This is a genomic window from Deinococcus murrayi DSM 11303 (assembly GCF_000482805.1).
Classification (GTDB): Bacteria; Deinococcota; Deinococci; order Deinococcales; family Deinococcaceae; genus Deinococcus; species Deinococcus murrayi.
Window position 1 is genome coordinate 84,051 of sequence record NZ_KI519505.1, and the last position, 11,663, is coordinate 95,713.

Consider the following 11,663-nt stretch of genomic DNA (forward strand, 5'->3'; position numbering starts at 1 on the left):
GAATGACCGCGGCGCAGGGGGAGCCGGGACGTCCCTCACCAGCCCTCCCGCCACTGCACCTCTGTGACTGCGCCATGCGGCGGATGCCCCGGCCCCCCGGCCCGCCCTAGCCTGAGGCCATGCCGGACGCGCCCGCCTCTCCCCCTCCTGCTCGCTCCCCCCGGCGCGGCGGCTCGCTCGCCGTGCTGCGGGGCTACCTGGGGCCGCTGAAATGGCAGGTGGCGGGGCTGGCGGCGCTGCTGCTGTCGGCCACGGGCCTGAGCCTCGCGCTGCCGCAACTGCTCGCCCGCTTCGTGGACACGGTGCGGCTGGGCGCAGACGCCGATGTGGGGCGGCTGCTGCGGCTCGCCGGCTTCTACCTCGCGCTGGCGGTGGGGGTGCAACTGCTGAACGCGGGGGCCACCTACCTGGGGGCGCGGGTGGGCTGGGCGGCCACCAACCGCCTGCGGGTCGACCTGCTGCGGCACCTGCTCTCGCTCGACATGCGCGAGCATAAGGAACGCACCCCCGGCGAGATGATCGAGCGCATCGACGGCGACGTCACGGCCCTGAGCAACTTCTTCTCGCAGTTCGCGGTGCGGGTGTTCGGGGCGGCGCTGCTGCTCACGGGCGCGGTCGTGATGTTCTACCTCACCGACGTGCGGGTGGGGCTGGGCGTGACCGCCTTCGTGCTCTTCACCCTCTGGGCGATGAACCGGGTCCGCAAGCTGGGCGTGGAACCCACCCGGCTGGAGCGCGAGGGCAGCGCCCGGCTGTTCGGCTATATCGAAGAGCGCCTCGCCGGGCTGGAGGACGTGCGCTCGCTGGGGGCGGGCGGACACCACCTGCGCGGCTTTCTGCGGGTGCAGGGCGACTTTTTCCGGCGGGCCACCCACTCCTGGCAGCGGCGCAGCGTGGTGTGGTGGCTGAGCATGGTGCTGTTCGCGGTGGGCTACGTGGGCATCCTGGCCTCGGCCATCGGCCTCTACGCGGCGGGGGCGATCACGCTGGGCACCGCCTTCTTGCTCTACCAGTACATGAGCATGGTCGAAGAACCCATTGACCAGCTCACCCAGCAGCTTCAGGACCTGCAAAAGGCCGGGGCCAGCCTGGGCCGCATCTCCGAGCTGCTCGCCCTGCGCTCCGGGCTGCCTCAGGGCGAGCGCGAGTTGCCGAGCGGTCCGCTCGACCTGCGCTTCGAGAACGTGACCTTCCGCTACGACCCCCAGGACCCTGCGGCCCCCGCCGTCTTGCAGGGCGTGTCCTTCCACCTCCCCGCCAGGCAGACGCTGGGGCTGCTGGGCCGCACCGGGAGCGGCAAAACCACCCTGACCCGGCTGGTCTCGCGCCTCTACGACCCCACCGAGGGACAGGTGCGGCTGGGCGGCTTAGACACCCGCGACCTGCGGCTAGAGAGCTTGCGCTCGCGGGTTGCGGTCGTGACCCAGGACGTGCAGCTCTTTCAGGCCAGCGTGCGCGACAACCTGACTTTCTTTGACCCCGCCCTGCCCGACGAGGTGGTGGAGGCCGCGCTGCGCGAGGTCGGGCTGAGCGAGTGGCTCTCGCGGCTCCCCGACGGCGTGCGAACGCCGCTGCCCACCGGGAGCCTCAGCGCGGGGCAGGCGCAACTGCTCGCCTTTGCGCGGGTGATGCTGCGTGACCCCGCCGTCGTCATCCTCGACGAACCCAGCAGCCGCCTCGACCCCGCGACCGAGGTCCAGCTCACCCGCGCCATGACCCGTCTGCTCGCGGGCCGCACCGCCATCGTGATTGCCCACCGCCTCGACACCGTGGCCCGCGCCGACCGGATTGTGGTGCTGGACGCGGGCCAGGTCGTGGAAGACGGCCCCCGCGCCCTCCTCGCCGCCGATGGGGGGAGCCACTACGCGGCGCTCCTGCGGGCGGGGGCGCTCGCGGAGGGCGGGGGGGTGCTGGCGTGAGGCGGATGGCCGGTGGCATGTCGCCTGTCGATAAGCCAGAGCTTCCGCCCTCTGCTTTTGCCTCCACAAGCGACGAGCGACAAGCCCCGCGCCCTTCCCGGAGCCTCCCATGACCCCCAGCACCCCCGCCGCCACCCCTCCCTCCCGCACCCTCGCGCTCTCGCGGCGGCTCTTCGCGTACCGACCTGGCCTCTTTGCCCTGAACCTGTGCCTGTGGGGTCTGGTTCACGTGTCACCCGCCCTGCTCACGCTGGCGGTGAGCGCCCTCTTCGGGCGGTTGGAGGATGCCGACGCCCTGCGCCGGGCCGGAGAACCGGGGTCAGCTTCTCTCCTCGCGGCGGCGTGGGCGATGTTGGGGGGGTTTGCGCTGGTCCGGCTGGGGCGCTTCGGAGCGTTTTACGGGGCGTTCCGGGTGTTTATCGAGCTGTGGTACACCCTGGACGCGCTGGTGCGGCGCAACATGCTGGGGTACCTGCTGACCGCGCCCGGCTCGCGCCGCCTCCCCGACACCCCCGCCGAGGCGGTCAGCCGCTTCCGCGACGACGTGGAAGATGTCGCCGGATACACCGAAGTCTGGCTCGACAGCCTGGGCATCGCCCTGTACTGCCTGCTCGCGGTCGTGCTGATGGCACGGGTGGACCCGGTGATGACGGCGCTGGTGTGCACGCCGCTCGCGCTGATGATTCTGTTCGTGGGCCGTCTCTCGCCCCGCATTCGGGCCTACCGCCGCCGCATGCGCGAGGCGACCGCTCGCGTGACCGACTTTATCGGGGAGACCTTCGGGGCCATCTCGGCGGTCAAGCTCGCGGCCCGCGAGGACCCCATGATTGCCCACTTTGCCCGGCTGGGCGAGACGCGGCGGCACGCGGCCCTGCGCGACGTTCTCCTGACCGAGCTGATTCGGGGGGTCAATGTCAACATGGTCAACCTCGCCGTGGGGCTGGTGCTGCTGCTGGGGGCCAATGGGGTGCGCGGGGGCACGATGACCGTGGCCGACTTCGTGCTCTTTATCGGCCTGTTGCCGCGCCTGACCGGGAGCATGGGCTTTTTTGGGGACGCCATCGCCCGGCACCGCCGCACCGGGGTGAGCTACGACCGCATGACCCGCCTCCTCCAAGACGCGCCGGAAGACACCGTGGTCGCGCACCAGCCCGTCTACCTGCGCGAGGACCCCCCCGCGCCGGAGCTGCCCGCCCCCGCCCGCCCGCTGGAGGAACTGCGGGTAGAAGGCCTCACCGCCCATCACCCTGGCAGCTTCGGGGTCACCGACGTGAGTTTCACCCTGCGCCGGGGCGAGTTCGTGGTCGTCACCGGGCGCATCGGCAGCGGCAAGACCACCCTGCTGCGGGCGCTGCTGGGGCTGATGCCGAGCCAGGGCGGGCGCGTCCTCTGGAACGGGGAGGAGGTCGCCGACCCCGCCACCTTCTTTGTGCCGCCCCGCAGCGCGTATACGGCGCAGCTTCCCCACCTCTTTTCGGACACCCTGCGCGAGAATGTCCTCAGTGGGGGCGACCCCGCACGCCTAGGCCGCGCCGTGCGGCTCGCCGTGCTGGAACCCGACCTCGCGCAGCTTCCGCAGGGACTCGACACCCCGGTCGGAGCACGCGGGGTCAAGCTCTCCGGTGGGCAGATGCAGCGGGCGGCGGTCGCCCGGATGCTCGCCGCGCCCGCCGACCTGCTGGTCTTCGACGACGTGTCCAGTGCGCTTGACGCCCGCACCGAAGCCGAGCTGTGGGACGGCCTCTTCCGCGAGACGGACGCGACCTGCCTCGTCGTCTCGCACCGCCGCGCCGCCCTGACGCGGGCCGACCGCATCCTGCTGCTGGAGGAGGGCCGCCTGACGGACGAGGGCACGCTGGATGACCTGCTCTCGCGCAGCCCAGAAATGCGGGCGCTGTGGGCGGAGGAGGGGGGAAAGGGGTAGGTGCCCCGCTCTCTACCCCTCCCGCTGCCCGGTCACCCAGTACCTCACCCGCTCGGCCACGTTCTCCATGTGGTCCCCGATGCGCTCCAGGCTGCGGCCCACCCGCATCAGGGTCAGGGCCTTGGAGATATTGCGGGGGTCTTCGAGCATATAGGTCACGAGTTCGCGCTGGGTCTGCTCGTACAGCTCGTCGACCTCATCGTCCATCCGCAGGGTGGCCTCGGCGCGGGACACGTCGCGGTCGGCAATCGCGGTGCGGAGATTCTGGCTCATTTCCGAGAGGCGCTCCAGCATTCGGGCGAGGTTGACGTAGCGCTTCAGCGCGGGCTGCTGGGCGAGTTCAGCGCCGTCCTCGGCGATGTGCACGGCGTAGTCGCCCATGCGCTCGATGTCGGAAAGGCTCTTGAGAATCAGGGCCACCAGCCGCAGGTCACGGGCGACGGGCTGGTGCAGGGCGATAATCCGCAGGCACTCGGCTTCGATTTCTGCCTCCAGCGCGTCGACCTCGCGGTCAATGGCGCGGACCTCCTCCAGCCGTTCGGGGCGGGCTTGCAGCAGCACCTCCCCGGCGATGGGGAGCATGCGCTCGACGGTGCCCAGCATGTTCAGGGCGCTATTCAGGACGTGGCGGAGGTCGTTGTCGAGGGCTTCACGCATGGAGACTCCTTGGAGGGGAAAGGGGAGAAAAGTGGCGGGAAGGGGTCGGCCTACACCTAGTCACGGTGCCCCCCGCCCGGCAGGGTGAAGCAAAAGGCGTTGCGTCCCTCCCGGCGTTCGGCCCAAACCTGACCGCCCCAGCCTTCCACAATGGACCGAACGATATACAGGCCCATGCCGCTGCCCTGGCCACCCGCGCCGGGGCCGCGGGTGTGGGCGCGAAAGAGACTGCTCGTCTCGCCCAGGGGGGCACCGTGGTCGAGGACCGCGACCTCCACCCAGGTGCCCCGCGCCGCCGTGGCAACCTCGACCGCCGAGGCGGGCGGGCCGTAGCGCAGCGCGTTCTCGACGAGGTTGAGCAGCACTTGCAAGAGCTTGTCGGGGTCGGCGCGGACGAGGTGATCGTCGCCGAAGGTGAGGGTGGCCCCCCGCGCCGCGACCTCCGGGGCCAGCAGCCGCCCGGCCCGCGCAAAGGCCTCCGCCAGCGGCAGGGTGCGGGCGCGGGTGGGCCGAAAGCCGACGGCGAGGTCTTCGACCAGGCGGCCCAGGCGTTCGACCTCCTGCAACCCCTGGCTCACGAACTTGCGGGCCAGTTCGGGCGGGAGGTCGTACTCCAGCGCTTCGAGCACCCCGCGTAGCCCGGCGACCGGCGTGCGGAACTCGTGCGAGAGCACCGCTGCCGCCTCGCGCAGCTCGGCTTCACGGCGGCGGTGCTCGGTCACGTCCTCCACGATAAGCGCTCCCGGTGTCCCCCCGCCCGCACGGGTGGCCACGCAGCGCAGGGTGCGCCCCGCCATCTCCAGTTCGAGTTCGCCCCCGCGCTCGGCAAGGGTTTCTAGGGTGTGACGGCGCACGACCTCCAAGAGCGGGCGTCCGGCAGCCCGCTCCTGGGGAACCCCCCACAGCCGGGCGGCGGCGGCGTTCACCCGCCGGACGACGGGGGGGCCGCCCTCCGCTGCCCGTTCAAACAGCAGCACGGCCTGCCCCAGCGCGTCTATCCAGGCGTCGGGGAGAGGAGGGGCAGCGGTACCAGTCATGCCTCTCCCGCCCAGGGGCGCATGCGGTAGCCCTTGCCGCGCACCGTCTCCAGAAAGCGGGGGCGGGCCGGGTCGTCGCCCAGGTGCGCCCGGAGCTGAGTGACATGTTGGTCAACCGTGCGCTCGCCGCCCAAGAAGTCTGGCCCCCACACCCGGTCGAGCAGCTCAGCCCGCGAGTACACCCGCCCGGTGTGGGTCGCCAAAAAAGCCAACAGGTCGAACTCGCGCCGGGTGAGGGGCAAGCTCTGTCCAGAGAGCCGCGCTTCGGCAGCCGCCAGGTCGAGCACCAGGGGGCCGTGTGCGAGCTGGGGCGGATGGTCGGGCCGCGAGCGCCGCAGCAGCGCCCGCACCCGCGCCACCAACTCGGCTGCCGAAAAGGGCTTGGTGAGATAGTCGTCGGCCCCCGTCTCCAGGCCCTCAACCCGCTCGGCCTCGGCGGCGCGGGCGGTCAGCATCAGCACCGGCAGCCGCCGCCGGGCCGGGTCCGCACGCAGCCGCCGCAGGAAGGTCAGGCCGCTTTCACCGGGCAGCATCCAATCCAGCACCAGCAGGTCAGCTCCGCCCAGGGCGTCTTCTGCGGCAAGCACTGTTTCAAAGGCGCTGACCCGCAGCCCCGCCCGCTCCAGATGAAAGCGCACCACGTCGCGCACGGTGCTTTCATCCTCGATCACGACCACGTGGCTCATCGTTCCTCATTGTGGGGGAGTGCCGGTCAGGGGCGTGTCAGGAAGGGGCTGCCCGCCCGCCCACCTCCGTCAGGCGGTTGTTCCGGTACGCGGCCCTTCTTCCTCGCCCTCCTCCGGAAAGGACAGGACGCGGGCGTCGCTCCACAATCCTTCGAGGTCATAGTATTCGCGGGCATCTTTGGTCATGACATGCACCACGACCGAGCCGCCAAAGGCGAGCAGCAGCCAGCGCTCGCTGGGGCCTTCCACGCTGGGACGCGGCAGCCCGGCAGCCTGCGCTTTTTCGCGGATGTTTTCCTGCACGGCATTGAGCTGGAGGCCCGCCGTGGCCGTGCAGATGACGAAGTATTCGAGGGTGCTGCTGACCTCGGTGAGGTCGAGCACCACCACGTCCTCGGCGCGGCGCTCGCGGGCCGCGTCCACGATGGCGCGCAGTTGACGGCGGAGGTCGGTGTCGTTGGGTTGGGTCATGGAGTCTCCGGGGAGGATGGGGGGGCGTCGGGGGCGGGCGGCAGGGCACCCAGGGCCGCGAGGCTCTGCCGGGCGTCCGTGCCCAGCAGGATACCCACCTCGCCCGGCCCCACGGGAAAACGCTCGCCCTGAAGTCGGGGCAACCCCAGCGTATCGGCAAGCTGCGAGGCCGCCGCGACCTCCAGCCCGGTGATGACCTGGCTCGCCTCGCGGCTGGCGGGCACCACCTCCACCTGCACCCGTGCGTAACCCAGCGTGCGCAGCGCCCCGGCCAACCGCCCGCCCAGGTCCGCGCCGCTCGCGTCCCGAATGCGAACCGTCACGTCCACGAGGTCGCCGGGGGAGGAGGCCGCTGCCCGCCCCGCCGCCGCATTCCCGCCCCAGACCTGCGCGAGCGCTTCCGGGTTCACCGCGAGGTTGGAGGTGCCCGGAATCGGGGTGGTGGGCAGCGTGGCAAAGCGCAGCCGCAGCTCTGGCAGTTCGGGCAGCAGCGTCGTCAGGAGCGTGGGGTCGGCGTCCGTCTCGACGCCGTTGCCGATGCCGCCCAGGATGGTGGGGAGGGCCGCCAGCCCCTGGGCGGAGGTCAGGCGCGAGGCGAGTTGGGTGAGGGCCTGCTTTTGATGGTCGATGCGGCCATAGTCGTCGCCCACGCCCTTGCGCACGCGCAGGTACAGCACGGCTTGTTCGCCATTCAGGTGGTGCGGTCCGGGGGGAAGGCGCAGGTCGACGCCCGCCGCCCGGTCCACCCACTCGACGCCGCCCGCCGGGACGGTCACGTCCAGCCCGCCCAGCGCGTCAATCACGCGGGCCACGTAATCGGTCCGCACGATGACGTAGGCGTCTATCCGCTCGCCCGTGATGGTCTCCACGGCCTGCACCAGCGCCGCTGGACCTCCCGCCCAGTAGCGGCTGTTGACCTTTTGCTCGGCCCAGCGCAGCTCCGGATTGAAGGGGCCAACGTTGGTGTCGCGGGGGATGTTGAGCACGTTGACCGCCGAGCCGTCCACCTTCACGACCATCAGGGTGTCAGTGTTGGGGGGTTGCAGCAGGCCCGTGCGCTGGTCCTGGTCGGCGCAGGGGGTGCGGGGGGCGCAGTACACGATGTCGCGCCCGGCCACCAGCAGGGTGAACTGCGGGGGGCTGCTCCCCCCGGCGGCGGCGTCTCCTGGCTGGCCCAGCAGCGCCAGGCCGCCCAGCGACAGCGCCGCCAGGGTCAGGCCCCCCCACTGCACCGCCCGGACCCCCCGCCGGGAACGGGGCGCGGGTGCTGGGGCCACGAACTCGAACTGAAAGCTGCCCGGCACGCCGGGTCTGAGCGGAGACTCGGTCATGAGACGCCGGGCAGGTCGTGGGCGGGGCGGCGGACCTCCGGCAGCGCGTGGTAGGCCCGCAGGGTGCGCGGATGCACCTGAATGCCCCGGCCCTGAAGGTAGGTGACTTTGGAGACGATGGCCTGGGTGAGGGCCGCGTTCAGGTCGCACAGGGCCAGCTCACGGATGTCGGCATTCACGCCGCGCCCCGGCTCGGACACGTCAGCGATATACACGCAGGCCGAGACCGGATTGCCACCCCGTGGCCCCGTCGTGTGGTCTTCGACGGCTTCAAGCACCACCGGGTCAGGGTAGCCCCAGCGCTCCAGCAGGGTACGGGCGGCCCGTCCGTGCAGGGCCAGCGGATGGGCGAGGTCAATGTCGCACTCTGGCGGCGCGAGGCGCAGCAGTTCGGTATCCGGCAGGTCACGGGCCAGGTCATGCAGCAGCCCGGCAGCGTAGGCCCGCGCCTCGTCTAGCCCGTTGGCGCAGGCAATCTGGCAGGCGAGTTCGGCCACCCGCAGCACGTGCTCGTAGCGCCGGGGCCGCACCATCAGCCGAACCCGCTCGTCCCAGCCCGCCAGCTCGGCGAGGGGATGCCGGGGAAGCTTGAGTTCCGCGATCATAGGGCCGCGTGGGTCAGACGCCACACCATGGGCGGAGTATACGCCCCCCACTCCGGTCATGTGGAAGCAAGGTCGCGGTGGGGGGTGTATCTTTATCCAAGCTTATTCCAGCAGGGGGAGGTTAGGGCGTGGCCCCGCTCTCGCCCGTGGGGGCGGCCTCCTGAACGCTGAGGCGCACCCGGACTTCTTCCAGCGCCTGCGCCCCGGCGGGCAGCCGCAGGGTGACCGGGGCCACGTAGGTGCCGACCCGGTAGGGCACCTCTCCCGGCACCTCCCGCAAGCGCGCCAGCAGCTCCGGCGCGGCCACCACCCGCACCCCGGCGGGTTGCACGCTCAGGGCCGTGACCCGCAGGCCGGCGGGCGGCTCGGCGAGGACCACAGGCAGGGTCTTGACCGGGACCTCGCCCGTATCCACCCGGCGCACGGTGACGCTCGTTGGGGTCAGGGTGAGGCCCGCGACGGGTTCGCCCCGGTCGTTCAGGGCGATGAGGGCCGCTTCCCGCGCCTCGCCGGGGCCGGGCGAGACGGGCGCATTGACGACCCGCTGCACGGTCGCGACCACCCGGCCCGGCCCGCTGACGGTGGCCTCGGTGGGGGTCACCTCATAGCGAGGCAAGCTGTTTTCCGGCGGGGTCGCCACGCTGAGGGTGACGCTGAGGGTGCGGGTCACCAGGGTGTCCACAAAGCCCTGCACCCGTTCGGGCACCTGCCGCTGAAGGGTGGTTCCGGTGGGAGCCTGCACGGTGACCGGGCGGGTAAAGCTGCCCTCCGGCACCCCGGTGACGTCGACGACCGCCTCGATGCTGTCGCCGCGCAGCTCGCGCAGGCGTTCGGGCCGCCCGCTGAGGTACACCCGGATGGTGGGCGGATTGAGGTCGCGCACCGCCCGCTCGCCCGCCCCGCGCTCGGCGGTGGTGTCGCTGACGGTGACGGGCACGTCATAGCCTTGCTCGACATTGGCGCGGCGGTCGGTGGTTGCCACGAACCACAGGGTCAGCGCCACCCCCAGCGCGAGCAGCTTGGGCAGCAGGTTATGCAGCGAGCGCCGCCACAACCCCAGCGGACTCCAGCGCGGTGCCTTTCCGGTCATGGCCTCTTGCCCTCCCCCTGGCCCCCGGCGGGCGGCTGGGCGGGCGGGGGCGGCATGTCCGGGGTTGCCCCCGCCCGCCGGGGAAACGGGAAGTCTCCCAGCGCGGGGCGGTCATACAGCAGCGTCCGGAGCTGCTCGCGCAACTCGGTGCCGTTGAGGTCTGGCCCCAGCCGCCCCGCGAGCGCGATGCGCATGCTGCCGCGCTCCTCGCTGGCAACCAACACCACCGCGTCCGTCACCTCCGAGAGGCCGATGGCCGCCCGGTGCCGGGTGCCGTAGCGGCGATAGGTCCCGTCGCTGGACTGGAGGGGAAAAAGGCACCCCGCCGCCACCACCCGCGACCCCTGCACGATGACCCCGCCGTCATGCAGGGGCGCGTTGCGGGCAAAGAGGGCCTCCAAAAAGGGCACGCTGATGAGCGCGTCAAGCTGCACCCCGGTCGCGGCATACTCGCCCAGCGGGGTGCGGCGCTCGATGGCAATCAGGGCACCCGTCTTGCGCTCGGCCAGCCGCTCCAGCGCCCGCGCCAGGTCTTGCAGCGCGGCCCCGCTCGGCCCCATCTCGCGCCCCCGCGGGCGGCCCACCCGCTCGAGCGCAGCCCGCAGCTCTGGCTGAAACAGCACCACCAGCGCAAAGAGGCCCACCGTCCCCGCCCGCCCCAGGATGTAACTGAGGGTGGTCAGCCCCAACAACTCGGCGGCGGCCCACACCCCCGCAAACACCACAATGCCCCGCAGCACATTGACCGCACGGGTACCCACCACCAGCAGGTAGCCCTGATAGACCAAAAAGGCCACCAGCAGCACGTCCAACACGTCCCGCACACTCAGCGAGCCGGGAATCAGGGACATGGGCGGCACTCCAACGAACCGCCCCGCACGGGGACCTGCGGCACGCCGCCCACTATACGCGGGGATACGCCGCCCCAGGGGAGCCGGAGTCTCTGCGGCGGGCGGCGGGTGGCTGGTCGCTGGCAGCGGCTTACGGCCAGGAACCACCGCCAGAAGCTGCAGCGGTAAACTGCCGCATGGAACTGCGTTTTCTGGGGCACAGCACCTTCTTGCTCTCTCACGCGGGTCACCGCGTCCTCCTTGACCCTTTCCTCACAGGCAACCCGCAGTGCCCAGTCAGCCTAGAAGAAGCCCTGGGCTGGAACCTCAGCGCCGTCCTGATTAGCCACGCCCACGGCGACCACTGGGGCGACGCCCTGGAGTTCGGGCGGGCCGGGGTGCCCATTATTGGCACCGCTGAAATCGGCGGCTACGCGGCGGCGCACGGAGCCACCAACGCCGTCGGCATGAACATCGGCGGCACCTACCGCGCCGAATGGGGCAGCGTTTCTCTCACCCCCGCCTGGCACTCGTCCTCCTTTCCCGACGGCACCTACGGCGGAATGCCCACGGGCCTGGTCGTCGAGATGGGTGGTCAGCGCCTCTATCACGCGGGCGACACCTGCCTCTTTTCGGACATGTGCCTCATCGGGGACCGGGGCCTTGACGCCGCCCTCCTTCCGGTCGGCGACCACTACACCATGGGGCCAGAGGAAGCCGCGCGCTGCCTGGAGCTGCTGCGCCCCCGCGTGGCGGTGCCCATGCACTACGGCACCTTCCCGCCCCTCACGGGCGACCCGCAGGTCTTCGCGGCGGCAGGCCGGGCGCAGGGCATCGACGTGCGGGTGCTAAAGCCGGGCGATACCACCGAGCTGTAACCCGCTCTGACACTCCGTCAGCGCGAACCCCCCGTGACCATCAAAACCTGGGGGGGTTCGCGCAAAAGAAAAAGTCCCTCTGGGACGAGTTTCATGACAACCGACCCGCCCGCAGAGGCCCCGCGACTGGACAGCCCAGGGGGGGTTCGCGCAAACTGGTTCCGGGAAGCCGTCCTGGACGCGTTCAGGAGGTGACCCGTTGCAGCCGTCTTTCGGGACGGCTGAGGATTGAAAC

The 11,663-nt window shown here is 71.2% G+C and carries 11 protein-coding genes; 3 read left to right on the forward strand and 8 right to left on the reverse strand.

Features of this window, described 5'->3' with window-relative positions; genetic code table 11:
* Positions 1-119: 119 nt before the first annotated feature.
* Together H565_RS0113475 and H565_RS0113480 are read left to right on the forward strand one after the other, a co-directional pair.
* Positions 120-1,919 carry an ABC transporter ATP-binding protein gene (locus H565_RS0113475; RefSeq protein ID WP_051363632.1) on the forward strand — a complete coding sequence of 600 codons (1,800 nt, stop codon included), beginning with the start codon at positions 120-122 and terminating at the stop codon, positions 1,917-1,919.
* Between the two features lie 109 nt (positions 1,920-2,028).
* Positions 2,029-3,843, forward strand: coding sequence for an ABC transporter ATP-binding protein (locus H565_RS0113480; RefSeq protein ID WP_027461502.1), 1,815 nt, complete (start codon positions 2,029-2,031; stop codon positions 3,841-3,843).
* A 12-nt stretch (positions 3,844-3,855) separates the two neighbouring features.
* Here the strand turns inward: H565_RS0113480 and phoU are convergent, their stop codons facing one another.
* From phoU to cdaA, 8 genes are all read right to left on the reverse strand, one after another.
* Entirely contained in the window at positions 3,856-4,500 is a 645-nt protein-coding gene (gene phoU / locus H565_RS0113485) for a phosphate signaling complex protein PhoU (RefSeq protein WP_027461503.1), read from the reverse strand.
* A 56-nt stretch (positions 4,501-4,556) separates the two neighbouring features.
* Positions 4,557-5,537 carry a sensor histidine kinase gene (locus H565_RS0113490; protein ID WP_027461504.1) on the reverse strand — a complete coding sequence of 327 codons (981 nt, stop codon included), beginning with the start codon at positions 5,535-5,537 and terminating at the stop codon, positions 4,557-4,559.
* Positions 5,534-6,223, reverse strand: coding sequence for a winged helix-turn-helix domain-containing protein (locus H565_RS0113495; protein WP_027461505.1), 690 nt, complete (start codon positions 6,221-6,223; stop codon positions 5,534-5,536). The genes H565_RS0113490 and H565_RS0113495 overlap by 4 nt, the downstream gene beginning before the upstream one ends.
* A 69-nt stretch (positions 6,224-6,292) precedes the next feature.
* Positions 6,293-6,694, reverse strand: a complete 402-nt coding sequence (rsfS, locus tag H565_RS0113500; RefSeq protein WP_027461506.1) for a ribosome silencing factor — start codon at positions 6,692-6,694, stop codon at positions 6,293-6,295.
* The gene (locus H565_RS0113505) at positions 6,691-8,025 is read right to left on the reverse strand and encodes an LCP family protein (protein ID WP_034409652.1); all 1,335 of its coding nucleotides are present in this window, start codon (positions 8,023-8,025) and stop codon (positions 6,691-6,693) included. The genes rsfS and H565_RS0113505 overlap by 4 nt, the downstream gene beginning before the upstream one ends.
* Positions 8,022-8,630: a bis(5'-nucleosyl)-tetraphosphatase (symmetrical) YqeK gene (gene yqeK / locus H565_RS0113510; protein ID WP_027461508.1), complete on the reverse strand. Its 609-nt coding sequence runs from the start codon at positions 8,628-8,630 to the stop codon at positions 8,022-8,024. The genes H565_RS0113505 and yqeK overlap by 4 nt, the downstream gene beginning before the upstream one ends.
* Positions 8,631-8,751: 121 nt before the next feature.
* Entirely contained in the window at positions 8,752-9,720 is a 969-nt protein-coding gene (locus H565_RS0113515) for a CdaR family protein (protein WP_027461509.1), read from the reverse strand.
* Positions 9,717-10,571, reverse strand: coding sequence for a diadenylate cyclase CdaA (cdaA, locus tag H565_RS15510; RefSeq protein ID WP_051363633.1), 855 nt, complete (start codon positions 10,569-10,571; stop codon positions 9,717-9,719). Before cdaA ends, H565_RS0113515 begins: the two co-directional genes overlap by 4 nt.
* A gap of 176 nt (positions 10,572-10,747) precedes the next feature.
* Between cdaA and H565_RS0113525 the strand changes: the two genes are divergently transcribed.
* Positions 10,748-11,428, forward strand: a complete 681-nt coding sequence (locus H565_RS0113525) for a metal-dependent hydrolase (RefSeq protein WP_027461510.1) — start codon at positions 10,748-10,750, stop codon at positions 11,426-11,428.
* Positions 11,429-11,663 lie beyond the last annotated feature (235 nt).